Raw genomic sequence first — 24,873 nt, forward strand, 5'->3', positions numbered from 1 at the left:
GGCCCCGTGTACGTCCGCCGGATCGAACTGGTCGACTTCCGCTCGTACGAGCGGGTCGGCGTCGACCTCGAACCGGGGCCGAACGTGCTGATCGGCGCCAACGGCGTCGGCAAGACCAACCTGGTCGAGGCGCTCGGTTACGTGGCGACGCTCGACTCGCACCGGGTCGCCACCGACGCGCCCCTGGTACGCGCCGGGGCCGGCGCCGCGGTGATCCGCTGCGCGGTGGTGCACGAGGGCCGGGAACTGCTGGTCGAGTTGGAGATCGTGCCGGGCAAGGCCAACCGGGCCCGACTCGGCCGCTCCCCGGCCCGCCGCGCCCGGGACGTGCTCGGTGCGCTGCGGCTGGTGCTGTTCGCCCCGGAGGACCTGGAACTCGTCCGGGGCGACCCGGCGGAACGCCGCCGCTACCTCGACGACCTGCTGGTGTCGCGTCAGCCCCGCTACGCGGGGGTCCGCGCCGACTACGAGCGGGTGGTCAAGCAACGCAACGCCCTGCTGCGGACCGCGTACCTGGCCCGCAAGACCGGTGGCTCCCGGGGCGGTGACCTATCCACCCTCGCCGTCTGGGACACCCACCTGACCCGGCACGGCGCCGAACTCCTCGCCGGTCGGCTGGAACTGGTCGCCGCGCTGGCACCGCACGTGGCCAAGGCGTACGACGCGGTGGCGGCCGGACGCGGCGCGGCGGGAATCGCGTACCGGCCGTCGGTGGAACTCGCCGAGCCGACCACCGACCGGGAGGCCCTGGCCGAGATCCTGGCCACCGCGCTCGCGGAGTCCCGGTCCGCCGAGATCGAGCGGGGCACCACCCTGGTCGGTCCGCACCGGGACGAACTCGCCCTCACCCTCGGCCCGCTGCCGGTGAAGGGGTACGCCAGCCACGGCGAGTCGTGGTCGTTCGCGCTCGCGCTCCGGCTGGCCGGATACGACCTGCTGCGCGGCGACGGCATCGAACCGGTCCTGGTGCTCGACGACGTCTTCGCCGAGTTGGACGCCGGCCGGCGGGAGCGGCTGGCCGACCTGGTCGGCGGCGCCAGCCAACTGCTGGTGACCTGTGCGGTCGCCGACGACGTACCGGCGGCTCTGCGCGGCGCCCGCTTCGAGGTGGCCGAGGGGACGGTGCGCCGTGTCGGATGAGCCGGACCGGCCGCGTACCGACGCGGCACCTGCCCGCGCCCCGCAGGCCGACGACAGCGCCGCAGCGCCCCGACGAGCGCCCCGGGGCCGGGGTACGCGGGGCGCGGGCCAGAGCGCCCCGACGGGCGGCGTGGAGGCGGGTGCCGGCGGGAAGCCGGCCGATGCTGGGCGGGACGCCGGCCCGGCCGGCGTGAGCGCCGACGCGGGAACGCCGGCAGCCGGGGAGGACGGCGTGTCCGGGCCGCAGCTCGCGCGGGCGGTGCTGGACGCGGCGAAGGCCCGCCGGGAGGCCGCCAAACCGCGCCGACGCGGCGTCACCGGAGCGGGTACGGGAGAGCGGCGGTTGCGCGGCTACTCCGGCCCGGGACCGGATCCGCGTGATCCGCAACTGCTCGGCACGGTGCTGGCCCGGCTGGTCAAGTCGCGCGGATGGCAGCAGCCGGCCGCCGAGGCGACCGTCTTCGGCGCGTGGGAGCGGGTCGTCGGGCCGGAGGTGGCCCAGCACAGCCGTCCGGTGAAGCTGGAGAACGGCGAGTTGACCGTGGAGGCCAGGTCCACCGCCTGGGCGACCCAGCTCCGCCTGCTCGCCGGGTCGCTGCTGCAACAGATCGGCCGGGAGGTCGGCCACAACGTGGTGCGCAAGCTGCACATCCACGGCCCGGCCGCGCCGTCCTGGTCGCGCGGCCCACGCCGGGTACGCGGCCGGGGCCCCCGCGACACGTACGGCTGAGGAATCCGTGTGGCGTACGCCGCACCCCGCGAGGTGCGGCGTACGCCTGCGGTCAGGAGTGCGCGGCGCGACGCGGCGCGGCCGACTCGGCGTAGACGGCGAAGCCCCGTTCGGCGCAGCGTCGGTAGAAGGCCGCCACCACACTCAGCTCGGCGCAGGTGAACGTCCACTGCGGCGGCGCACCGCTCTCGTCCAGCAGGGCGTCCAGCCGGCTGTCCAGCCACCGCAACTGCTGCTCGGCCAGGCGACCGTCGGCGAGCAGCGACCGCAGCACGGTGCCGACCGACTCGAAGGTGACCGCCTCACCGTGCGGACGGTGTGCGATGACGAAGCGCTCGATGCCGCCCGCGATCCAGGCGCAGCCGTCCGGGTCGATGACCGGGTCCTCGTCCTCGGCGGCCGCGTCTGTGGCGTAGAGCACACCGTCGAGTCCGAGGATCAGATCGACCACCTCTGTGTACGCGGTGGCCCGGACCGTTCCTGTCTTCGCGATCAGCTCGGCGAGCGCGGCGGTCGGCGCCGAGATCCCCGGCACGTCGACGATCTCGCCGAAGTCGACGAAGTCGGCCGGCGCGACCGGATCGTAGAACTGGCCGGTCCGCGGCCACTGGACCGCGACGTTGTCCAGCCCCATCTTGGTGTCACCTCTCAACGGCACGGGTGGGTCAATCGGGTCGATCGTCCGGTTCCGGCCGTGAAAGATCAAGGCCGGCCCGCCAACCCGAACGGACGGCAAGACCATGGTGGGCGATACCGGCCAGTAGCGCTGTCGGCAGCGCCGCCCGGGCCGTGTCGCCGTCACGCGACGGATCCGGCGATCATGCCCTTGCGTGTAGGGGGAGTCGCAGACAGCGCGGTTCGGCCCGCTGCGTTAATCTCAGCCGCCGCGAAGGGGTGCCGAGTGGTGGTTCTGTCGCCCGCGCACAGTAAGATTGGCGTGAGACGAAGACCCGGTGCGGAGCGACGGGTCACGGGTCCGGCACGGGCCCGCGATCATTGTCCGACTCGGGTCGAGCCGATCGCGATCCGCGGGCACCCGCGGCGACCGGCGCGTTCGACCCGTACCCCGGATTCTGTCCCCGGTGCCGGTCTGCGTGCCGACGTCGCGTCTGTCCGCCGAACCCGCGCCGGACGTGCCTGACGGCGCGGACGGCGCGAGAAAGTGGCCGAGGGTGGCAGCGCAGGACAATCAGCAGTACGGCGCCGAGTCGATCACCGTCCTCGAAGGTCTGGAGGCGGTCCGTAAGCGGCCCGGTATGTACATCGGGTCCACCGGCGAGCGGGGCCTGCACCACCTCGTGTGGGAGGTCGTCGACAACGCGGTGGACGAGGCGCTGGCCGGTCACTGCGACACGATCGACGTGGTGCTGCTCGCCGACGGAGGCGTCCGGGTCACCGACAACGGGCGCGGCTTCCCGGTCGACCTGCACCCCAAACTGAAGAAGCCGGGCGTCGAGGTGGCGCTGACCGTGCTGCACGCCGGTGGCAAGTTCGACGGCAAGGCGTACGCGGTCTCCGGTGGTCTGCACGGCGTCGGCGTCTCGGTCGTCAACGCCCTCTCCACCAAGATGGCAGTGGAGATCCACAAGGACGGCTTCGTCTGGCGGCAGCAGTACCACCACTCCAAGCCCACCACGCTGGAGAAGGGCGAGCCGACCGACACCACCGGCTCGGCGGTCTCCTTCTGGCCCGACCCCGACGTCTTCGAGACGATCGACTTCGACTTCCAGACGATCTACCGCCGCCTCCAGGAGATGGCCTTCCTGACCCGTGGCCTCAAGATCCACCTGCTCGACGAGCGGGTCGCCGAGGGCGATGAGGGCAAGCTCCGCGAGGTGACCTTCCAGTACGAGGGCGGCATCGCCGACTTCGTCCGGCACCTCAACGCCTCGAAGAGCCCGATGCACAAGACGGTGATCGAGTTCGGTGCCGAGGAAGAGGGCATGTCGCTCGAGATCGCCATGCAGTGGAACGAGTCGTACGGCGAGTCGGTCTACACCTTCGCCAACAACATCAACACCCACGAGGGCGGCACCCACGAGGAGGGCTTCCGGGCCGCGCTGACCAGCGTGGTCAACCGCTACGGCGCGGACAAGAAGCTGCTCAAGGGCGACGAGAAGCTCTCCGGTGAGGACATCCGCGAGGGCCTCGCGGCGATCATCTCGGTCAAGCTGACCAACCCGCAGTTCGAGGGTCAGACCAAGACCAAGCTCGGCAACACCCCGGTGAAGAGCTTCGTCCAGCGGGTCTGCAATGACCGGCTGGTCGACTGGCTGGACCGCAACCCGGCCGAGGCGAAGATCATCATCACCAAGGCGTCCCAGGCCGCTCGCGCCCGGATCGCCGCGCAGCAGGCGCGCAAGCTGGCCCGACGCAAGTCGTTGCTGGAGTCCGGCTCGATGCCGGGCAAGCTGGCCGACTGCCAGTCGACCGACCCGCGCGAGTCCGAGGTGTTCATCGTCGAGGGCGACTCGGCGGGCGGCTCGGCCAAGCAGGGCCGTGACCCGCGTACCCAGGCGATCCTGCCGATTCGCGGCAAGATCCTGAACGTGGAGAAGGCCCGGATCGACCGGGTGCTCAAGAACAACGAGGTGCAGGCGCTGATCACTGCGCTGGGCACCGGCATCCACGACGACTTCGACATGGAGAAGCTGCGCTACCACAAGGTGGTGCTGATGGCCGACGCCGACGTCGACGGTCAGCACATCCAGACGCTGCTGCTCACCCTGCTGTTCCGCTTCATGCGACCGCTGGTCGAGCTCGGTCACGTCTACCTCGCCGCCCCGCCGCTCTACAAGATCAAGTGGAACAAGAAGGGCGACGACGCGCAGTACGCGTACTCCGACCGGGAGCGCGACGGGCTGATCGCGCTGCGTCAGCAGAAGAAGCCGAACGCCAAGCCGGACGACATCCAGCGGTTCAAGGGCCTCGGCGAGATGAACTACCCGGAGCTGTGGGAGACCACGATGAACCCGGCGACCCGGACGCTGCGTCAGGTCACCCTGGACGACGCCGCCACCGCCGACGAGCTGTTCAGCGTCCTGATGGGCGAGGACGTCGAGGCCCGCCGTTCGTTCATCCAGCGCAACGCCAAGGACGTCCGCTTCCTGGACATCTGACGGGCGCGCCTGCCGGACCGGAACCCCGGTCCGGCAGGCCGGTCCACAGAGTTATCCACAACTTGGCCGCTATCCACAGCAGTTATCCACAGGCACAAAAACGACTCTCAGTCTGATAAGGGTTAACAGTGACCGATTCCCCCGAGTCCACACCGAACGAGCCCGAGGTCCCCGAGGCGCCGGCTGCCGTGGTCGCCCACGACCGCATCGAGCCGGTCGGGCTCGAGGTGGAGATGCAGCGCTCCTACCTCGACTACGCGATGAGCGTCATCGTCGGGCGGGCGCTGCCGGACGTCCGGGACGGGCTCAAGCCGGTCCACCGCAAGATCCTCTACGCCATGTTCGACTCGGGCTACCGGCCGGACCGTGGTTACGTCAAGTGTTCGCGCGTCGTCGGCGACGTGATGGGCCAGTTCCACCCGCACGGGGACTCGGCCATCTACGACGCCCTGGTCCGGATGGCCCAGCCCTGGTCACTGCGCTACCCGCTGGTGGACGGCAACGGCAACTTCGGTTCGCCCGGAAACGACCCGGCTGCTGCCATGAGGTACTGCATCACCGCAGATGTCCGTATTCGTACCGCTGGTGGCAGCGTGCGGATCGGTGACGTGGTGCCGGGCGCGGCGTCGAGCAGCGAGAGCGACATCGACCTCAAGGTTCGCGACCGCAACGGCGACCTGGTCCGCGCCTCGGCGTTCTTCCACTCCGGCGAGCACCCGACGCTACGGCTGCGCACCCGCGAGGGGTACGAGCTGACCGGCACCCACAACCACCCGGTGCTCTGCCTGGTGGACGTGGCCGGCGTGCCGACGCTGCTCTGGAAGCTGCTCGCCGAGATCTCCCCCGGTGACCGGGTGGTGCTCCAGCGCAGCGTGCCGGACGAGATCGGCTACCCGATGCTGGAGCACGTCGAGGCAGCCGTCCTCGCGGGTGCCTTCGTCAGCGAGGGCTGGGTCTCCGAGACCCGTGCGGGCTTCAACAACGTCGACCGCGAGTTCTTCGTCCGCGTCCTGGCGGCGTACGACCTCGCTGTCGGTGGGCGCCGGTATGTCAGCGAGCGGGTGATCGCGTCCGGGAGTGTCCTGCACGAGCTCGACATCCAGGATCTCTCCGCGCTCCGGGCCAGCATCCTCGGTGAGATGGTCGGTGCGCGCAGCGCCGACAAGTTCGTGCCGGAGTTCGTCTGGCAGGGACCGGCAGCGATCAAGCGGGCCTTCCTCCAGGCCCTCTTCGAGGGGGACGGCTCCTCCTCGCTGCTGCCGCGCAACACCATCCAGATCTCGTACTCCACGCGCAGCGAGCGGCTCGCCAGCGAGGTGCAGCAGTTGCTGCTGGAGTTCGGCGTCGTCAGCCGCCAGTGCCGGTACGACAACGGTGAGATCAAGGTCGTGGTGACCAACCGCCGGGACGCGCGGATCTTCGCCGCCCAGGTCGGCTTCCTCGGCCGCAAGCAGGCCAAGCTGGAGTCGGAGCTGGCCTCGGTCCCGGCGAGCAGCACGGCGCTCTCCAGCGACCACGTACCGCTGGTCGGTGACTTCATCCGCGAGCACGGCGCCAGCCGCTGGACCGAGCGGGACTGGCTGCGCCGGCACAACGTGGACCGGATCGAGCGCTGGGAGCGCGATCGCGACGAGATCGCCGCCCGGATCACCGAATCCGAGGTGCTCGACGTGGTCGAGCCGTTGGTGGACGGTCGCTTCTACTACGCCGAGGTGGCCGGGGTCACCGACGCGGGTGTGCAGCCGGTCTACAGCATCCGGGTGGACACCGACGACCACTCGTTCGTCTCCGACGGGTTCGTCAGCCACAACACCGAGTGCAAGCTCGACCCGCTCGCCATGGAGATGCTGCGGGACATCGACGAGGACACCGTCGACCTGCAGGACAACTACGACGGCCGGGCCAAGGAGCCCACCATCCTGCCGTCGCGGATCCCGAACCTGCTGATCAACGGCTCCGAGGGCATCGCGGTCGGCATGGCGACCAAGATCCCGCCGCACAACCTGCGGGAGATCGGCGCGGCGGTGCAGTGGTGCCTGGAGAACCCGGAGGCGGACGAGGCCACCACGCTTGAGGCGCTGTTGGAGATCGTCAAGGGTCCGGACTTCCCCACCCACGGTCTGATCGTCGGCCAGTCCGCGATCCAGGACGCGTACCGCACCGGTCGGGGTTCGATCCGGATGCGCGCGGTGGTGGAGGTCGAGGAGGACAAGCGCGGTCGGCCGGCGCTGGTGGTCAGCGAGCTGCCGTACCAGGTGAACCCGGACAACCTGGCCGAGCGGATCGCCGAGCTGATCAAGGAGGGCAAGCTCGGCGGGATCGCCGACATCCGCGACGAGTCCTCCGGGCGTACCGGTATGCGGATCGTGCTGGTGCTCAAGCGCGACGCTGTCGCGAAGGTCGTGCTGAACAACCTCTACAAGCACACCCAGCTCCAGGAGACCTTCGGCGCGAACATGCTGGCGCTGGTCGACGGGGTGCCGCGCACGCTGAACCTGGCGCAGTTCATCCGCTACTACGTCGAGCACCAGATCGAGGTGATCCGGCGGCGGACGGCCTTCCGGCTGCGCAAGGCCGAGGAGCGGGCGCACATCCTGCGTGGTCTCTCCAAGGCGTTGGACGCCCTGGACGAGGTGATCGCCCTGATCCGGCGTTCGCCCACCGTCGAGGACGCCCGGCAGGGCCTGATCCGGCTGCTGGAGATCGACGAGATCCAGGCGACCGCCATCCTGGACATGCAGCTTCGCCGGCTCGCCGCGCTGGAACGGCAGCGGATCCTCGACGACCTGGCCAAGCTGGAAGTCGAGATCGCCGACCTCAAGGACATCCTGGCCAAGCCGGAGCGGCAGCGGCGGATCGTCTCGGAGGAGCTGGGCGAGATCGTCGCGAAGTGGGGCGACGACCGGCGTACCCAGATCATCCCGTTCGACGGCGAGGTCTCGATGGAGGACCTCATCGCCCGCGAGGACGTGGTGGTGACCATCACCCGCACCGGGTACGCCAAGCGGACGAAGGTGGATCTCTACCGCTCGCAGCGGCGCGGCGGCAAGGGTGTCAGCGGTGCCACGCTGCGGCAGGACGACATCGTCAGCCACTTCTTCGTCTGCTCGACGCACGACTGGATGCTGTTCTTCACCAACAAGGGGCGGGTGTACCGGGCCAAGGCGTACGAGCTTCCGGAGGCCAGTAGGGTGGCCAAGGGCCAGCACGTGGCCAATCTGCTCGCGTTCCAACCGGACGAGCAGATCGCACAGATCATCGAGATCCCGAATTACCAGGTGGCGCCCTACCTGGTCCTGGCGACGAAGAACGGCCTGGTGAAGAAGACGCGGCTTGAGGAGTTCGACTCCAACCGGTCCGGCGGAATCATCGCGATCAACCTGCGCGATGAGGACGAGCTGGTCGGTGCTGCGCTGGTTGACCCCGGCGAGGACCTGCTGTTGGTCTCCAAGAACGCCCAGGCGATCCGCTTCAACGCGACCGACGAGGCCCTGCGGCCGATGGGTCGGGCCACGTCAGGTGTGATCGGCATGCGCTTCAGCGACGAGGACGAGTTGCTGGCCATGGAGGTCGTCCGCGAGGGGCTGGACGTGCTCGTCGCCACGAACGGGGGATACGCGAAACGTACCCCGATCGAGGAATACCCGGTCCAGGGCCGGGGAGGTAAGGGCGTACTGACTGCGAAGATCACCGAACGGCGCGGTGGTCTGGTCGGCGCTGTGGTGATCGACCCGGACGACGAGCTGTTTGCCATCACCAGCAACGGTGGCGTTATCCGGACTCCGGTGAAGCCTGTACGCCGTACACGCGACCGGAACACAATGGGGGTCAAGCTGATGGACCTCCCGGATGGCGTGACTATCGTGGCGATTGCTCGCAATGCCGACGAGCCTGACGAACAGGACTAGTTGAATGACGGAGACACAGGCGAAGTCGGGGAACGCGGGGACCTCGGCCAACCCGGTCGACGAGGACGCCGCGAAGACCGGCACGCCAGCAACCGGCCGCGCGGCCGTGGGCCGGGCGACCGTCCCGGCCGACGCGCCTGCCCCGAAGTTCACTCGGGCCCCCGGTATGGCTCCGCCGCCCGACAAGCCCACAGACGGGAAGGACGCCGAGGCGTCCGGCGACAAGCCGGGCACCGAGGCCGCCGGCTCCCCGGGCACACCGACAGTTGCCGCCAGCGCCGCCGGCAAGCCGTCGACCGCGTCGACGACCGGGCCTCGCCCGGGTCAGTCCTCGCCGGGCACCACCGGCGTGCTGCCGGCGGCGAGCACCGGGACGACAGGTACCCAGCCCCGGATCACCGGTCTCGGGGCGAGGCCGGACACCACTCGCCCGCTCGGCACGGGTCGCCCGACGAACGGTGGCGGTCTGCCTCCGGGAGTCGGCTCGTCGGCCGTCGGTGCCGCGCGGGTGGGCGAGGCGGTACGCGCCGCGCGTACCTCGGTCAGCTCGGCCGCGTCGCGCGGACCGCGCCGGGCCCGACTGAACCTCAAGCGGATCGACCCCTGGTCCGTGATGAAGTTCGCGTTCGCGGTGTCGGTGGTGCTGTTCATCGTCATCGTGGTCGCGACGTCGGTGCTCTACCTCGCGCTGGACGCGATGGGCGTCTTCGCCAGCGTGAACGACAGCCTGGCCGACCTGGTCAACGCGGGCGGTGGGCAGGGCACCAGCGGCTTCCAGATCACCGCACGCGGCGTGATCTTCAGTTCGGCACTGATCGGCCTGGTCAACGTCGTCCTGTTCACCGCGCTGGCCACGCTCGGTGCGTTCGTCTACAACGTCTGCGCCGACCTGGTCGGCGGCATCGAGCTGACGCTCGCCGAGCGCGACTGACACCTCAGCACCATCGCCTCCGGGCCGGCCGCTCTTCGCGGCCGGCCCGGTCGCCGTTTCCGCCCCCGACCCGGGGCGTCCCAGGTATCTCGGTGGGCTCGCCACCGGCTCTCGGGTAGGTTCGAGGACGACGGTGTCGGGCAGTCCCGAGGGCCTACCCCGATTTGGGGCGGCGTGAACGGATGGGTTAACCTTGCTCGTCGCTACGCGGGGCTATAGCTCAGTCGGTTAGAGCGCAGAGCTGATAACTCTGAGGTCGCTGGTTCGATTCCAGCTAGCCCCACCGCAATGGTCCGACGGTGCGTCGAGCGTAAGGGGCAGGCCCCATGTTCAAGAAGCTGTTGATCCTGGCCGGCGTCGTCGGTGTGGCCGCCGTGGTGGCCAAGAAGATCAAGGAAGCGAACGACGAGCGCGCGCTCTGGCACGAGGCCACCACCTCCCCGGACCTGCGCTGACCGTCGCCGTTCCGATCGGCGGGCGCCCCAGCCCGCGTACGGGGCCCTAGCTCAACTGGCAGAGCACTGCCTTTGCAAGGCAGGGGTTAGGGGTTCGAGTCCCCTGGGCTCCACTTCAGACGGATACCCAAACGGAGGGGCCAGTGTGGCGAAAGCCGCAGGCCACGGCCGATATCTCGGGTGCTCGTATCGCGGCTCGACGCCGCAATCCCGGACAGCTCGCCGCCTCGGGGCGGGGCGAAGAACGTGGCCAGAATTCTGACCAGTCGCTAGAATGGTTGCTATGGAGACCATTCCGATCACGGAAGCCAAGGCCCGGATCGCCGAGCTTGCCGACCGGGTCGCTCGGGAACACGACCACTTCACGATCACCAGGAACGGCCGCGCCGACGTGATGCTGATCTCGGTCGCCGAGTACGAGTCGATGCGGGAGACGCTCGACCTGCTCTCCGACGACGAGGCCCTCGCGGATCTGCGCCAGTCGCGGGAGGATTTCGCGGCCGGCGACACGTTCTCGATCGACGAGGCTCGCGCCGAGCTGGAACGGCGTCGCGGCAGGGCGGCCTGATGCCTCCGCAAAGCGGGCGGCGGGACGATACGCGCGAGGCGGCCAGCCCGTACACGGTGATGTTCTCGCGGCAGGCCCGCCGCAACCTGCACGAGGACCTGCCGCTGGAGGTCGCGGTCGCGGCGACGGAAACCATCCAGCACGCGATAGCGGTCAACCCCTATCGGGCGGGCAAACCACTCGACGAACCCTTCGACGCCTTCCACTCCGCCCGCCGCGGCACCTACCGGATCATCTACCGGATCAACGAGGCCAAGCGCGTCGTGGAGATCCACTCGATCCGCCACCGACGCGACGCCTACCGCTTCTAGGCCACGTCTGGAATCGCGCTTCATTGGGCTGGCCTGCCCGTTCGCAGCGGTAGTGGGCCACCGGCGATGGTCACCGACTGGTTCGCATGGTGGTACCTCCGGCCCACCAAATAGCACGGCTGCGCAGGCGGAGAGTCGACGGTTCCAGTGGACGCTCGGACGGCTGCTAGGAAGCTGACGACGAAGTCACTAGCACCTTTAGCTCTTCGATCGTCAGCCAAGGGCTGCCGCGGTGTGCCATCCGGTGGCAGTTCGAGCAAATCAGGGCAAGGTCGCTGAGGCGGGTGTTGGTCTCGCCGGAGACGTGCAGTGGAATCCGATGGTGACACTCGATGTAGTCGCGTCCTCTGTCACCGTAGACCCGCTGGAAATCGAATCCGCAGACCTCGCAAGCTATGGCGACGCCGCGACGTTTCGCATCGGCCAGCTTCTGGCGACGGAGCTTGGGGTTGCGCTCGCGTCGAAGATGAGCCCGCAACGTGACGCCACCCTCGCGTACTGATATCTCGTCGAGATCAGGATCGTTGCTCGCCGACTCTGCTTCGACCTCCTCGCGGAGCAACTCACGAATCCGGTCAGCCAGCGACCGCATCTCAGCCGGCCGGGCCCGGAACTCCTCACGGACCACTCTGTCGAGTTGGTTGCCGTTACTGCTGTCGGCAACGATGTTGTAAGTCTTCAAAGCGACACCGGCGGGGTTACGGAAATCCGGATTCCGGCGACCACGGTGGATAGCTGGGCTCTGCAGTAGGTCCGACAGTGCCCGTACCCGTTCGTCGTTGGCGTCGAGCTGATGCCAGCCATTGATCCAGACGAGGTCGCAAGCGAGGACGATCTCGTCTCGAGTCCAATCCGGGTTCGGCAGGAAGGCGACCGCGAAGCCGAGTACTTCCAGCCGCTGGGCCACTGTCTTGTCACCACCACTGAAGTCCTGCGGCCCCCAAGCGGTTCCGGTGCTAGCACCGTGCGCATAGCCGATGATCGCCTTTGAGTCGTAGAGGTTTCCCTGGTAGTCGAGGTAGTAGGCCCGTGACCTGCGAAAGCCGGTCGACTTGAGGAAGTCATCACGACCAAGATCGTCGAACTGTTGTACCGCGGCGAGTACACCGGCACGAGTTACATCGGCGAGGGCCACGAACCGAGGCTACGGGATCACTGCAACAGCGGCCGAGGGCAAGAGCATGGTGGGATTGACGGCAGGTGAGTGCTCCGCGTGGGGTGTCCGGGGCGACTTCACGATCGGTGGTTTCAAGTGAAGGACCGGGGTCGACGTTGGTGCAGGTCTTTGCGGCGTTCGGCGCCGGTTGTCACGGCGTGCCGCAACGGTGACGAGCCGATGGAGTTCGAGCAGACCGTGCTGGCTGCAGTGATGGCGCTGGCATCGACGTCCGGGCCGCTGCTGGTCCTCGATGACAGCGGTCGCCCGTACACCCGAGAGGGGATGGCAATGGGGGCTTCCGCTTTTCTCTACTGCTCGTGCAACCGGATCTGTTGGGGTCTCGGCAAGCCGCTGAGTGAACAGCCTGGCGCTGCGCTGACCCGGTATGCCGGTAACCCCGATCAGCCGGTCTTCTCGCAGTGTCGCTCCGCGTCGAGCGCCTTGTGGAAGCTGCTCGCCGATCACGGTGGGCACCGGTTGCGGGTGGCCCATGACTGGGACCCGGAGTTGCACCGGCAGATGGAGACCGGTTGTCTTCCGGCGATGCTGGACGGCGACGGGGAGAATGACATCTCCTTCTCGGCGTATCTGGCGGGCTGGCCGGAGGGTGGTTTCGCGGACCTGCTGTCTGCTGGGTTCGACGCGTCCGACGAGGGGTTCCTGCGCTGTGCGGAGTGCTCGAAGCGTCTATCGCTGGGCCGCGTGTTGCGGGATCGGGTGGGCGCGCCGTTGCTGTTCCACGCGGGTGCGGTTGACGGGATGCCCAACTCTCGGCAGCCGGACCTGAACCGGGCGGCCTGGCGCTTCCTGGCCGTGCACTTCACCCATCCGATGCGGGTCGTCACGACCGCCGTCGGGGAGGCGGGCGAGTACGCCGAGCAGGACCTTGGGGGTGATGTCACGGTCGGCGGTACGGGACCGGGGGCGGTGCCGCTCACGGCGTACGTCGCCGAGTTCTCCGGGTGAGTCGGGGCATGTCGGGTGAGGCGTCGGACGCAGGCTAGCGTCGAGGGTGTGAGCACTGGATCTCCGCGTGTCCTGCCTGCCGAGGGTGACCTGACCGAGGCCGCCTCGGTGCTGCGTACCGGCGGGTTGGTGGCCTTTCCCACCGAGACCGTCTACGGCCTGGGGGCGAACGCGTTGGACGCGCGGGCGGCGGCCCGGATCTTCGAGGCGAAGGCGCGGCCGAGTTTCGATCCGTTGATCACCCACCTTGCCGACGCCGCTGACCTGGAAGCGCTGGTGGGGGTGGTCTCGGCGGGCGTGGCGGCGTTGGCGGAGCGGTTCTGGCCGGGTCCGTTGACGTTGATCGTGGACCGGCCGGACGTGATCCCGCCGATCGTCACCTCCGGGTTGGCGACGATGGCGGTACGGGTGCCGGACAACGAGTACGCGCGGCGGCTGATCGCCACGGCGGGGGTGCCGGTGGCGGCGCCGAGCGCCAACCGGTTCGGGCAGCTCAGTCCGACCCGGGCGGAGCACGTGGTACGCGGGCTGGGTGGCGCGGTGGACGTGGTGCTCGACGGCGGGCCGACCCGGTGCGGGATCGAGTCGACGATCGTGGACGCCCGGGGGGACCGTCCGGTGGTGTTGCGTCTGGGCGCGTTGCCGGTCGAGGAGTTGGAGAAGGTCACCGGCCCGGTGACGGTGCGCCAGGGTAGTTCGGGGCAGCCGGTCGCGCCGGGGACGTTGGCCGCGCACTACGCGCCGCGTACGCCGCTGCGTCTGCGGGACGCGGGGACGTTGCCTGTCGAGGACGGGGTTCGGCGCGGCTACCTGGCGTTCCGGGATCGGCCGGCGGAGGGTTGGGCGGCGGTGGAGGTGCTCTCGACCGCCGGTGACCTGACCGAGGCGGCGGCGCGGCTCTTCGAGGCACTGCACCGGTTGGACGCCGCCGGGGTCACCGAGATCGTCGCCGAGCCGGTGCCGGAGAGCGGGGTGGGGCGGGCGGTCAACGACCGGCTGCGTCGCGCCGCCGCGACCTGGCATTCTGCGGGCTGACGCTCAGGATTCCTGCCGGCCGGGGCCGACCTGGGAAGCGCGACCGTCCGACGACACCCCATCGGCCCGCGCACCATCGGCCTGAGCGTCGTCACCCCGGTGACCGTCACCCCGCGCACCGTCCACCTGTACACCGTGGGCCCGAGCGTCTTCGACCAAGACGCCTTCGGCCCGGCGTCCGCCAGCCGACACGCCGTCGCCAGCAGCGCCGTCGACCTGAGCGCCGTCAGCAGGTGAGCTGTCGGCAGGAGCGGGGTCGGTCTGGGGTAGGCGGGCGACCAGCCTGGTGAGGGCGCCGTTGGCGAAGGTCGCGCCGAGCGCGGAGCCGGTCGCGATGGTCCAGCCGACCGGTCCGAGCGGAGTGCACCCGAAGAACTGGCTCACGCCGGGGGTCTGCACCACGACGGCCAGCACGCCGACGGAGGCGGCGGTGGAGGCGAGTACGGACGGGCTGGTGCCACCGGCCAGTACGGTCTGGCCGAGTTGGGTGCCGACCAGCGAGACCAGGGCGACGGTGCCGGCGCGGCGGCGGCTGCCGGTGTAGCGGGCGAGCGTCCAGCCGGCGGTGGCGCCGAGGGTGGTGGCGGCGGCGCGTAGCCCGATCTCTCGGGTCATGGTCTCGCCCAGGGAACTGTCGGGGCCCTCACGGAGCAGGCCGTCGGTGTGGTCGCCGTCGCCGGGTGGACGAACGGCGATGGCCAGTGCGGGTGCCATGTCGGTGAGCAGGTTGACCAGCAGCAGTTGGCGTCCGTTGAGGGCGGCCTGACCGGTGGCGGCGGCGGTCAGCACGCTGAACGCGATCTCGCCGAGGTTGCCGCCGACCAGGATGCTCAGCGCGTGGCGGACCGAGGACCACATCGCCCGGCCTTCGACCAGGGTGGCGATGATGGTCTCCAGCCGGTCGTCGGTGACCACCAGGTCGGCGGCGGCGCGGGCGGCCGGGGTGCCCCGTTGGCCGAGGGCGATGCCCACGTCGGCCAGTCGGATGGCGGGTGCGTCGTTGGCCCCGTCGCCGGTCATCGCGACGGTCCGACCGCACTTCTGCAACGCCTGGATGATCCGGACCTTGTGTGCGGGGGTGCACCGGGCGACCACGTCGGTGGCGGCGAGCCGGGCGGCGAGGGCGTCGTCGTCGAGGGTGTCGAGTTCGGTGGCGGTGACCACCCGCTGGGCGTCGCCCGCGCTGATGGTGGCGGCGATGGCCTCGGCGGTCGCCGGATGGTCACCGGTGATCATGATGGTGTGCACGCCGGCCTGCCGGATCCGGCGGACGGCGGGGGCGGCGCTGTCGCGTACGCCGTCGGCGATCGCCAGGAATCCGGTGAAGACCAGGCCGCGTACGTCGTCGTCGGTGAGGTCGGGATCGCTGACCACGCACTCGGCGACGGCCAGGATGCGGTGTCCGGCTCCGGCGCGCTCACCGAGCAGGCGGTGCAGCTCCGCCCGGCCCGCGTCGTCGAGCGGTTCGTCGCGGCCGTCGGTGCGGCGGGCGGCACAGCGGGGCAGTACGCGCTCCGGCGCGCCCTTCACACTGAGCAGCATCCGCCCCTCGGTCTCGCCCACGGTGGCGTGGTAGCCCCGGGACGGCTCGAACGGCAGGCCGCCGATCGCGCGCCAGCCCGGGGCCGCGTACTGCTCGGGGATGTCGGCGGAGGTCGCACCGCGCAGCACCGCGCGGTCGGTCTGCATGGACAGTTCCTCGGGATCGTCGGCGGCGGGGGTGGCGCGTAGCGCGGTGGCGAGGACCCGCCGGAGCCGGTCGTCGAGTCGGTCGGCCGGGGCGTACCCGTCGGCGTCGCCGACGCCCGCCAGCAGCAGGTGTCCCTCGGTGAGGGTGCCGGTCTTGTCGAAGCAGAGAACGTCGACCCGGCCGAGCGCCTCGATGGTGCGTGGGTTGCGGACCAACGCGCCGTGTTCGGCGAGCCGCCGGGCGGCGGCCAGTTGGGCGGCGCTGACCAGGAACGGCAGACCCTCCGGTACGGAGGCCACGGCCAGGTTCGCGGCGGTGGCGGCGGTCTGCGCCAGGGGTACGCCGCGGAGCAGCCCGGCACCGACGACGGCCAGGGCCGACCCGGCGGCCAGCGGGATCGCGGCCCGGGTCAGTCGTCCGAGCCGGGCCTCGACGCCGCTGGCGGGCGGGGCCTGCCGGGCGAGGGCGAGGCTGCGTCCGGCCTCGGTGTCGGTGCCGGTGGCGACCACCACGGCGACGCCGCGTCCGGCGGCGATGGTGGTGCCCTCGTAGAGCATCGACCGGCGGTCGGCGACGGCGGCGGCCACCACCGGCTGGTCGGTCTTGGCGACCGGCAGCGACTCGCCGGTCAGGGAGGACTCGTCGGTCTCCAGACCGACGCTGTCCAGCACGCGGCAGTCGGCGGGTACGGCGTCGCCGGATTCGAGCACGATCACGTCTCCGGGCACGAGGTCCTCGGCCGGGATCACCCGTTCCGTGCCGTCCCGGCAGACCCGGGCGGTGACCGCCGAGCGGGACAGCAGCGCGGCCAGCGACTTCTCGGTGTTGCGCTGGTGCACCGCGCCGACCAGCGCGGACGCGCCGACCACGCCACCGACCAGGGCGGCGTCGACGAGTGAGCCGAAGCTTGCGGAGAGGACCGCTCCGGCGGCGAGCACCGGTGTGAGCGGGTTGGCCAGTTCGTCGACGAAGGCCCGTAGCAGCCCGCCGGGGCCGGAGGTCTCGCCCGGTCCGGCGGCGCGTCGGCGTTCGGCCTCGGTCTCGGTCAGGCCGCCGCGTCCGGTGCCGAGCTGGTCGAGGACGGTCGGGACCGGCATCAGGTGCCAGGCGGTGATGGCCGGGGCCGCCGACTCGGTGCGGGCGGAGAGTCGGCCGGCGCGCCACATGCCGTGCGCGAAGGCCAGTGCCGCCGCGCCGTTGACCGAGGCGAGAGAACGGCCGGGCAGTAGCGCGGGGTCGGCGGTGAAGGCCGCGAGTGCGCCGAGGCCGCTGCCGGCCAGCCCGATGCGCATGTTCTGAGCGGTCATCCGGCGGGCCACCCCGGCCGCCTCGATGATCAGTGCGACCGATCGCAGGTCGGTGCCGACCAGCAGGTGTGCGCCCCAGGGTGGGGTGGCCTCCGGGTCGGCGACGCCCAGTCCGCAGTCCGCCGCGGCGAGCGCCGCGCGGTCGCCGGAGACGACCATCACCACCGCTCCCTCGCGTTGCAGGGTGCGGACCGATTCGGCCAGCCGGTCGTCGCCGGGCAGCAGCGCGTCGGCGGAGACGTACCGCTCGGTGTCGTCGCCGGCCACGACGAGCCGCAGGCCGGCCTGTCGGGCGACGGCGGGCAGGGTGTCGACGCCGGGCGCGGGTTCCGGTTCCACCCGCAGTACGGACGCCAGGGTGTCGCCCTGCACCAGGCCGAGCAGTGTGCCGCCGCGTTCGCGCAGCCGGCGGCTGTCGTCGGTGTCGCCGGGATCGTGGGCGTCGAGGTGGTCGAGGGGGCCGAGTCGCCACCCGTCGAGTCGGCGTACGTCGGTCGGGGCGGCCGGTTCGAACAGGGCGAACGCCCGTGCCGCCACCTGGGAGGTGTCGGCGCCGGGCAGCGGGGCCAGGTCGGCCAGGACGCCCCGGTCGGAGCCGAGCACCCGGGCGTCGAGGACCAGCGTGTCGATCCGGTCGAGTTCGCGCAGCACGCTCCGGTCCATCGCGATGACGCCCCGCCGGGCGAGGATGCGGCCGAGGTGGGCGGCGTACCCCTCACGGCCGCTGCCGGGTGCCTTGGGCAGCGTGGAGAGCCCCAGCGCGGCGGCGCGTTTCGGACCGACGACGGGTGTGGCGGCGGCGAAGGCCGCCGCGCCGGTGCCGAGCATCCGGGTGACGTACCGCTCCGGGGCGCCGTCCGGTTTCGGGCAGGGACGTTCGCCGACCGGCGAACGGGCCACGGCCCGGTCCGGCTCTCCGGTGAGCCGGGGTTCGGCCTTCTCCCAGGCGTGCAGTTGGGCGAGCCCCTCGCCCCACTGCACGATGCGCTGGGCGCCGTCCAGCACGATGCCCGTCCAGCCGCCGGTGAGGCCCTGCACCACCGCTTCGGCGAGCGGGAAGATGACCTCGGCGCGGGGGTCGCGGCGCAGGCCGAAACCGGCGAGGGCGTGCAGCTTCGGGTGCAGGTCGATGGCGCTGAGCAGGCCGGAGACCTCGGCGGGCACCGGGGTCACGGGCAGGATCCGGGTGGCCGCGGAGATGGTCAGGCCGAGCGCGTCGGAGGCGAGCGCACCGAGGGTACGGGCGGTACGCGGCCCCTCCTCGGGTGGGTGCGGGGGCGGGATCTCCGGGTCGGGCTCGTGGGGGCAGGTGCGTTCGACCCGGGAGATGGTGGCGATCAGCTCGCGTACCTTCGGCCCCGGTGTGTCGACGGCGACGACCACCCGTCCGGAGGGGGCGTTGACCCGGGCCCAGAGCACGCCGGGTGTCCGTTCCAGGGCCGCCTCGACCTGCCGGGCCAGCGTGTCGCCGCCGTCCTGGCAGACGCCGTGCACCTCGATGTGGTGGCGTCCCGGCCGGGACCACACCCGGCGGCTGGACAGCCCGATGGCCCGGGCCAGCCGGGTCGCGGCGGCGCCGACGCCGCGCGTGGCGTCGCCGACCAGCGGCGGTACGGATACGGGTCGCCGCATCTCGCCTCCTACCGTTCGGCCCGGCGGCCTGGCTTCCCGGCCGGGCGTCCCTTATGCCCGTCGGGACGGGGAAGTTTCTCGCCTCGGCGGGCATGGACCGCCTCGGCGGTGGAATCCGTGGTGGGCGTCGTCGTCCAAGGGAGGCGTCGTCGTCCACGGGGAGGCCGATATGAGTGCGCTGACACGAGAACTCAGCGGGACGCAGGAGACGCTGCGGGCGTTCGCCCACCGGGTGGAGATCCCATGGCTCGGCATGGTGGCCGTGCCGCCGCCGGACAAGCTCGCCTACTACGCGGGTATCGGGGTGCTCACCGCGCTCCAGGTGATCGAGTGGCCGTTGGCGCTGGTGATCACCGCCGGGCACCTGCTGGCCGATCAGCGCCTGTCGGGACTGGCCAAGGGCATCGGGGAGGCGTTGGAGTCGGCCTGAGGGTAAGCCGCGTCACCCTTGACCTGAACATGGCTTGAGGTCGCAGGATCTGGTCATGCCCATCGTCCCGTACCGGCGTTCCGTCGAGGTCCCGTCCTGCGCTGCGGGTGTTCGGTGACCGCCACCGCCTCGGCTCCTGGCCTGGCGTCGGCGGAGACGATCTTCGCCACCCGGCTGCGGGCGATGACGGTGGGCAGCGTCGCCCTGGTGTCGTTGCTGGCCTTCGAGGCGCTGGCGGTGGGCACCGCGATGCCGACCGTGGCCCGTGCCCTGGACGGTCTGGCCCTGTACGGGATCGCCTTCGGCGGCCCGTTCGCGGCGGGCGTGGTGGCCATGGTGATCTCCGGCATCTGGTGCGACGCCCGGGGACCGCGCTGGCCGATGTGGTCCGGTCTCGGTGGCTTCGTCGTCGGGCTGCTGCTCGCCGGGAGCGCGATCACGATGGGCACGCTGGTGGTGGGCCGGATCGTGCAGGGATTCGGCTCCGGTCTGCTGTCGGTCGCGTTGTACGTGATCGTCGCGAAGGCGTACCCGGAGCACCTGCACCGGCGGATCTTCGCCGCGTTCGCCGCCGCGTGGGTGGTGCCGTCACTGGTGGGGCCGCTGCTGGCGGGCCTGGTGGTGGAGCACGTCGGCTGGCGGTGGGTCTTCCTGGCGGTGCCGGTGGTGGCGGTGCCGGCGGTCCTGCTGGTCCATCCGGGCCTACGGTCGATCGGCGCGGGCCGGGCTACCGGAGCGGGCCGGTCGCCGGACGGGCCGGCGTCCGGCGTCGACGGGCCGGTGCGTCCGGCGACCGGCCCGTCCGGTCCGCTGACGCGGATCGGCTGGGCGTGCGGGGCGGGGGTGAGCGCCGCACTGCTGCACATCGGGGGTCAGCAGCGCGGCGCCACCGCCGTGGCGTTGGTCGCGTCGGCCCTGGTCGGTCTGCTGGTCTGCGCTCCGCGCCTGCTGCCCGGCGGCTTCCTGCGCGCCGGACGGGGCCTGCCCACCGTGGTCGGGCTGCGTGGGCTGGCCTCCGGCGCGTTCGTCGGCGCGGAGGTGGTGATCCCACTGATGCTCTCCCGGGAACGCGGATTCTCGCCCACCGCAGCCGGTCTGGTGCTGACCACCGGGGCGGTCGCCTGGTCGTTCGGGTCGTGGCTCCAGGGCCGGGTCCGCGCGCCACGCAGCCGTGCCACCCTGCCGAGAACCGGCCTGGCCTGCATCACCGTCGGTGTCGCGGTGGTGGGCCTCACGGTGGTGCCGGCCGTGCCGGTGGGAGTGGGCGTGGCCGGCTGGGCGATGGCCGGGACCGGCATGGGCCTGCTCTATCCGTCGCTGTCGGTGCTGACCCTGGAGTTGTCGGCCCCCGGCGAGCAGGGCCGTAACAGTTCGTCGTTGCAGTTGTGCGATTCGCTCGCCGCCGCCGTCGTGCTGGCGCTGACCGGTGCGGTGCTGGCGGCGGGCGCGGCACCGGGTCCGGGCAGCTACGGGGTGACCCTCGCGGCGGCGGCCGGGCTGGCGTTGGTCGGCGCGCTGCTCGCCGGTCGGGTGGTGCCCGGCGTACGGGTCGGGGCCGCCTGAGCCCGGCGGGTGTGCGCATCCGCCGAATCCGGAGTGCAGGGTGGTGGCAGCCGGGAGGATGGGCACGCGATGAACTTCCTGGCTCTCCTGCCGCTGGCCGTGGTCATGGTCGCCGGGACCCAGTTGGTGGCGGCGGTCTTCTTCGCTTCCTCCGACCGGCCCCGGGTCGCCTCGCTGGGCTACCTGGCCGGCGCGGCCATCGTGGTGTGCGGTGGTACGACACTGGCCTGGCTGGTCACCCACCTGTTCCGGATCAGCGTCGACGACCGTGACGGCCGGTTCGAACGGATCGTCGACTGGCTCGTCCTGGTGCTGCTGGCCGTCCTGGCGGTGGTGGTGTTCCTGCGGCGCCACTCCGGGCCACCCGCCTGGATGGGCCGGCTCCAACACGCCACCCCCCGTTATGCGCTCCGAGTCGGCGTGCTGCTCTTCCTGGCCATGCCGGCGGACGACCTGACCATGCTCACGGTCGGTGCCAGTGCCGCCCGGCAGGGTCTGCCGTGGTGGCACCTGCTGCCGTTCATGCTGCTCACCCTGACGCTGCTCGCTCTGCCGCTGCTGGCGTTGCTGCTCCTGGGCCGTCGGGCGGCGGCGGTGCTGCCCCGGATCCGGGACTGGGCCGACAGCCACGCCTGGCTGGTCAGCGAGGCGGTGATCGCGTTCTTCGTCGTACTCACCGTGCTGGACCTGGCCCGGTGAGGTGGCCCACAACTGTCACGCCATCCGGTCCTCGACCCGTCGTCGGAGTAGTCGATGAAGGAGGTTGACATGCGGGTACTGGTCACCGGAGCGGGCGGCCGACTCGGCGGGGCGGTGCTGCCCCGGCTGGTCGCCGAGGGATTCCAGGTGCGGGCCACCAGCCGGCGGGCGCGTACCGGATCGGGTGTCGAGTGGGTGGTGGCGGACCTGGCGACCGGCGCGGGCGTCGCGGCGGCGGTGGCCGGGGTGGACGCGATCCTGCACCTGGCGTCCTCGCCGACCCGGCGTACCCACGAGATCGACGTGCTCGGCACCCGCCGGCTGGTCACCGCAGCGGCCGGGGCGGGCGTGGCCCACCTGGTCTACATCTCGATCGTGGGCGTGGACCGCGTGCCGTACGTGTACTACCGGCACAAGCTCGCCGCCGAGCAGGTGGTGGCCGCCGGTGGAGTGCCGTGGACGGTGCTGCGGGCCACCCAGTTCCCGCAGTTCCTCGACGAGCTGCTGCAGAAGTCGAGCAAGCTCGGCCCGGTGATCGCCGACCGGGCGGTGGTGGCCCAGCCGGTCGATCCCGGTGAGGTGGCGGACAAGCTGATCGAGCTGCTGCGCGACGGTCCGCGCGACGGCATCGTGGAGTACGGCGGCCCCGAGGTGCTGCGGTTCGACGACGCGGTACGCACCTGGCGGCAGGCGCGGAAGTCCCGCCGACCGATGCTGCCGGTGCGGTTCCCCGGCCGCCTCGGTCGCGAGCTGCGCGACGGTGGACTGGTCACCGAGGCCCACCCGACGGGTCGGCGGACCTGGGCGGACTACCTGGCCGACACGTACGGGGGAACGGCGACAAGATGACGCTCGCTCTCGTTCACGTTCGCCCTACCGTCGGCTCATGCTCACGTTCGTCGTCACCTGCCTCCTGTACGTCTGCGGCTTCGTCTTCCTCTACGGGGTGATCCGGCTCGCGGTCCGACACGCCTTCGAGGACATCGAGGCGCGCCGCGTACAGGCGGAGCGGGCGGAGGAGATGGCCGTCGCCCGGGACCGGGCGATGCTCCAGGAGCACGGCTTCCTCACCAACGGCTGACCGGCGACGGGACTGGCGTGTCCTGGTGCCGGTCGCCCCACGGCTGGCCGCCGGCCCGGCGCGCGGGTGACCGTGGCGCACGCCGGGGGCCTCGGTGACCAGCGCACCCGCCCCGGATGCGACGATCGCATCCGTGATGGGAACTTTGCACACCGAGCCCGCCCGTGGTCGTCCCGACCTGTTGGCCGCACCGGTCGCCGACGCGCTGGCGCAGTGGCCCGCCGACGCGCCGGTGGACGTCGACGCGGTACTGGTCTCGGCGATCGACGCCGAACTCGCCGACACCGCCGCCTTCTGCGACGCGTACCAGGTGGGGCTGGACGAGTCGGCCAACTGCGTGGTGGTCGCGGGCAAGCGGGAGGGCGTCGTCCGGTACGCGGCCTGCGTGGTGCTGGCCACCACCCGGGCCGACGTGAACGGGGTGGCCCGGCGCGCGCTGGACGTACGCAAGGCGAGCTTCGCCCCGATGGCCGACGCGGTCGAGTCGACCGGCATGGAGTACGGCGGCATCACCCCGATCGGGTTGCCACCGGAGTGGCCGATCCTGGTCGACGCCCGGGTGGTGGCCGCACCTTACGTGATCATCGGGTCGGGTGTGCGGCACAGCAAGATCGCCCTGCCGGGCCCGGCGTTGGCCGTGTTGCCCGGCGCGCGGGTGGTGGAGGGACTGGCCAAGTCGGTCTGACTGTCGAACGGCGTCGATGTGGTTGCACGTGAAACATCGCCGCCGTCGATGGGTCAGGAGTCGGCGGCCTCACGCTCCGCGACTTCGTTGAGTGCGGCGAGCAGGGTGGCCGGATCCTGGGCGCCGGAGACTCCGTACTTCCCGGCGAACACGAAGGTCGGCACGCTGGTGATGCCGAGTTGCCGCGCCTCGGTCAGCTCCTCGTCGAGAGTGGTGACGCCCTCCTCGGAGTCGAGGAAACGGCGGGCCTGCGCGCCGTCCAGCCCGACACCGGCGGCGATCCCGGCGAGCGCCTCCCGGTCGCCGATGTCGACGCCGTCGGTGAAGTGGGCCTTGTGCAGGGCGTTCACCGTCTCGGTGCCACGACCCCGCTCGGATGCCCAGTCGATCAGCCGGTGCGCCTGGAACGTGTTGGCCGCGATCGCCTGCGAGAAGTTCAGCTCCAGCCCGACGCTCGCACCGATCTCGGTGACCTGCGCGGCCATCTGTTGGGCCCGCTCCGGACCGCCGAACTTCGCGGCCAACGCGTCGAGCAGCGGCACCGGCTCGGCCACCGGGGACGGGTCGAGCTGGAAGGGGCGATGCCGGACGGTGACCTCACCGTCGTACGAGGCGAGAGCCTCCTCCAGGCGACGCAGGCCGATCCAGCACCAGGGGCAGACCACGTCGGCGTAGATGTCGATCTCCATGCCCGGAGACAACCCGCCGGTACGCCGATCTGTTCCCGTACCTGCCGGTGAATGATCCGGCCCGCTCCCGCGCCTGCGACATCGAGACGGTCGGGCCGCTTCCGCGTCTGCCAGAAAGCCGACCCGCCTCCGTCCGGGCCTGCTGTCTCGACGTGGATCTCCGCCCGCGAAAAGCTGGCGGGAGATCGCGTCGACAGTTGCCCCGGGGCCTGTCGCATGCCCCGAACTTGCGCCCCCGACCCCACGTCTCCCCGACGCCTGTCGCGCGAGTCACGGGCCTGCTCCGGGACCTGTCGGTGCCGATCAGCCGACCTGTTCGCGAACCTGGCGCTTGAGTCGGGCCAGGATGGCATTGCCGCCGCGTACCCGCAGCGGGCTGATCGCCTGCGCCAGACCCATCCGCTGGTACAGGTCGTCTGGTACGGCGAGCACCTGCTCCGGGCTCGCGCCGGCCAGCCCTTCGGCGAGGATGCCGGCGAAGGCACGGGTGGTGGGCGCCTCCGGCGGGCAGTCGAACAGGGTGCGGACGATGCCCTCGGGCGTCACCTCGGCGCGCAGGAAGAACGACGTCTGGCACTCCGGCACCTGCTCCATGCCCTCGTGGCCGGTCTGGCCGTCGGGCAGCGGCGGCACCGCGTCGGAGTACTCCAGCAGCATTTCCAGCACCACCTCACGGGGTGCGGAGGCGAACTCGTCGACGATCTCCGCCAGCTTGGTCGGCATCTCGGGCATTCCGCCAGGCTACCGGCGGCGTGCTCGGCGCTGCGGTCGCGGC

Annotated in this window: 20 protein-coding genes, 2 tRNA genes and 1 pseudogene; 18 read left to right on the forward strand and 5 right to left on the reverse strand. The window is 71.1% G+C overall.

The features are described from left to right. Positions 1 to 6: 6 nt before the first annotated feature. Both recF and ACWDVW_RS02130 read left to right on the forward strand, forming a co-directional pair. The gene (recF, locus tag ACWDVW_RS02125) at positions 7 to 1,140 is read left to right on the forward strand and encodes a DNA replication/repair protein RecF (protein WP_449943665.1); all 1,134 of its coding nucleotides are present in this window, start codon (positions 7 to 9) and stop codon (positions 1,138 to 1,140) included. Positions 1,141 to 1,330: 190 nt separating this feature from the next. Further along, a complete protein-coding gene (locus tag ACWDVW_RS02130; protein ID WP_449944176.1) occupies positions 1,331 to 1,870 on the forward strand; it encodes a DUF721 domain-containing protein in 540 nt (179 codons plus the stop codon). Between the two features lie 52 nt (positions 1,871 to 1,922). Here ACWDVW_RS02130 and ACWDVW_RS02135 read toward each other — a convergent pair whose 3' ends face one another. Next, positions 1,923 to 2,504 carry a hypothetical protein gene (locus ACWDVW_RS02135; RefSeq protein WP_396743764.1) on the reverse strand — a complete coding sequence of 194 codons (582 nt, stop codon included), beginning with the start codon at positions 2,502 to 2,504 and terminating at the stop codon, positions 1,923 to 1,925. A gap of 538 nt (positions 2,505 to 3,042) precedes the next feature. On the opposite strand from ACWDVW_RS02135, the gene gyrB reads away from it, so the two are divergent. The 8 genes from gyrB to ACWDVW_RS02175 all read left to right on the forward strand — a co-directional run bounded on the left by gyrB (position 3,043) and on the right by ACWDVW_RS02175 (position 11,162). Then, positions 3,043 to 4,989 carry a DNA topoisomerase (ATP-hydrolyzing) subunit B gene (gyrB, locus tag ACWDVW_RS02140; RefSeq protein WP_449943669.1) on the forward strand — a complete coding sequence of 649 codons (1,947 nt, stop codon included), beginning with the start codon at positions 3,043 to 3,045 and terminating at the stop codon, positions 4,987 to 4,989. A gap of 128 nt (positions 4,990 to 5,117) precedes the next feature. After that, a complete protein-coding gene (gyrA, locus tag ACWDVW_RS02145) occupies positions 5,118 to 8,897 on the forward strand; it encodes an intein-containing DNA gyrase subunit A (protein WP_449943672.1) in 3,780 nt (1,259 codons plus the stop codon). Between the two features lie 4 nt (positions 8,898 to 8,901). After that, positions 8,902 to 9,828, forward strand: coding sequence for a DUF3566 domain-containing protein (locus tag ACWDVW_RS02150; RefSeq protein ID WP_449943675.1), 927 nt, complete (start codon positions 8,902 to 8,904; stop codon positions 9,826 to 9,828). 209 nt (positions 9,829 to 10,037) lie between these two features. Next, positions 10,038 to 10,111 (forward strand) — tRNA-Ile (locus ACWDVW_RS02155). 43 nt (positions 10,112 to 10,154) lie between these two features. Next, the gene (locus ACWDVW_RS02160) at positions 10,155 to 10,283 is read left to right on the forward strand and encodes a DLW-39 family protein (RefSeq protein ID WP_217705935.1); all 129 of its coding nucleotides are present in this window, start codon (positions 10,155 to 10,157) and stop codon (positions 10,281 to 10,283) included. 40 nt (positions 10,284 to 10,323) lie between these two features. Next, positions 10,324 to 10,396, forward strand: a tRNA-Ala gene (locus ACWDVW_RS02165). Positions 10,397 to 10,566: 170 nt separating this feature from the next. Further along, complete coding sequence (locus ACWDVW_RS02170) at positions 10,567 to 10,851, forward strand: type II toxin-antitoxin system Phd/YefM family antitoxin (RefSeq protein ID WP_449943679.1); 285 nt, start codon at positions 10,567 to 10,569, stop codon at positions 10,849 to 10,851. Next, positions 10,851 to 11,162, forward strand: a complete 312-nt coding sequence (locus tag ACWDVW_RS02175) for a type II toxin-antitoxin system RelE family toxin (protein ID WP_449943682.1) — start codon at positions 10,851 to 10,853, stop codon at positions 11,160 to 11,162. The genes ACWDVW_RS02170 and ACWDVW_RS02175 overlap by 1 nt, the downstream gene beginning before the upstream one ends. Before the next feature lie 166 nt (positions 11,163 to 11,328). Here ACWDVW_RS02175 and ACWDVW_RS02180 read toward each other — a convergent pair whose 3' ends face one another. After that, a complete protein-coding gene (locus tag ACWDVW_RS02180; protein WP_449943685.1) occupies positions 11,329 to 12,297 on the reverse strand; it encodes an HNH endonuclease in 969 nt (322 codons plus the stop codon). Positions 12,298 to 12,498: 201 nt separating this feature from the next. Here ACWDVW_RS02180 and ACWDVW_RS02185 point away from each other — a divergent pair, with 201 nt between their 5' ends. Then, complete coding sequence (locus ACWDVW_RS02185) at positions 12,499 to 13,287, forward strand: hypothetical protein (protein WP_449943688.1); 789 nt, start codon at positions 12,499 to 12,501, stop codon at positions 13,285 to 13,287. 48 nt (positions 13,288 to 13,335) lie between these two features. After that, positions 13,336 to 14,322 carry an L-threonylcarbamoyladenylate synthase gene (locus ACWDVW_RS02190; protein WP_449943691.1) on the forward strand — a complete coding sequence of 329 codons (987 nt, stop codon included), beginning with the start codon at positions 13,336 to 13,338 and terminating at the stop codon, positions 14,320 to 14,322. 264 nt (positions 14,323 to 14,586) lie between these two features. On the opposite strand, the pseudogene ACWDVW_RS02195 reads toward ACWDVW_RS02190, so the two are convergent. Continuing rightward, positions 14,587 to 18,951: pseudogene (locus ACWDVW_RS02195) on the reverse strand (HAD-IC family P-type ATPase); the annotation flags it as partial. Positions 18,952 to 19,120: 169 nt separating this feature from the next. Between ACWDVW_RS02195 and ACWDVW_RS02200 the strand changes: the two are divergent. The 6 genes from ACWDVW_RS02200 to ACWDVW_RS02225 all read left to right on the forward strand — a co-directional run bounded on the left by ACWDVW_RS02200 (position 19,121) and on the right by ACWDVW_RS02225 (position 23,409). Continuing rightward, positions 19,121 to 19,381, forward strand: coding sequence for a hypothetical protein (locus ACWDVW_RS02200; protein WP_396743787.1), 261 nt, complete (start codon positions 19,121 to 19,123; stop codon positions 19,379 to 19,381). A 114-nt stretch (positions 19,382 to 19,495) separates the two neighbouring features. Then, on the forward strand, positions 19,496 to 20,944 hold the full coding sequence (locus ACWDVW_RS02205; RefSeq protein WP_449943695.1) for an MFS transporter: 1,449 nt from the start codon (positions 19,496 to 19,498) through the stop codon (positions 20,942 to 20,944). Positions 20,945 to 21,013: 69 nt separating this feature from the next. After that, positions 21,014 to 21,643, forward strand: coding sequence for a GAP family protein (locus tag ACWDVW_RS02210; protein ID WP_449943697.1), 630 nt, complete (start codon positions 21,014 to 21,016; stop codon positions 21,641 to 21,643). A 69-nt stretch (positions 21,644 to 21,712) separates the two neighbouring features. After that, positions 21,713 to 22,492, forward strand: coding sequence for an SDR family oxidoreductase (locus ACWDVW_RS02215; RefSeq protein ID WP_449943700.1), 780 nt, complete (start codon positions 21,713 to 21,715; stop codon positions 22,490 to 22,492). 37 nt (positions 22,493 to 22,529) lie between these two features. Then, on the forward strand, positions 22,530 to 22,724 hold the full coding sequence (locus ACWDVW_RS02220) for a hypothetical protein (protein WP_396743799.1): 195 nt from the start codon (positions 22,530 to 22,532) through the stop codon (positions 22,722 to 22,724). A gap of 136 nt (positions 22,725 to 22,860) precedes the next feature. Then, complete coding sequence (locus ACWDVW_RS02225; protein WP_449944179.1) at positions 22,861 to 23,409, forward strand: YbaK/EbsC family protein; 549 nt, start codon at positions 22,861 to 22,863, stop codon at positions 23,407 to 23,409. Between the two features lie 53 nt (positions 23,410 to 23,462). Here ACWDVW_RS02225 and ACWDVW_RS02230 read toward each other — a convergent pair whose 3' ends face one another. Beyond that, positions 23,463 to 24,284, reverse strand: a complete 822-nt coding sequence (locus tag ACWDVW_RS02230; protein ID WP_449944182.1) for a DsbA family oxidoreductase — start codon at positions 24,282 to 24,284, stop codon at positions 23,463 to 23,465. A 117-nt stretch (positions 24,285 to 24,401) separates the two neighbouring features. After that, entirely contained in the window at positions 24,402 to 24,830 is a 429-nt protein-coding gene (locus ACWDVW_RS02235) for a SufE family protein (protein ID WP_449943703.1), read from the reverse strand. Positions 24,831 to 24,873: the final 43 nt, after the last annotated feature.

The sequence above is a fragment of the Micromonospora sp. NPDC003241 genome (assembly GCF_053589795.1).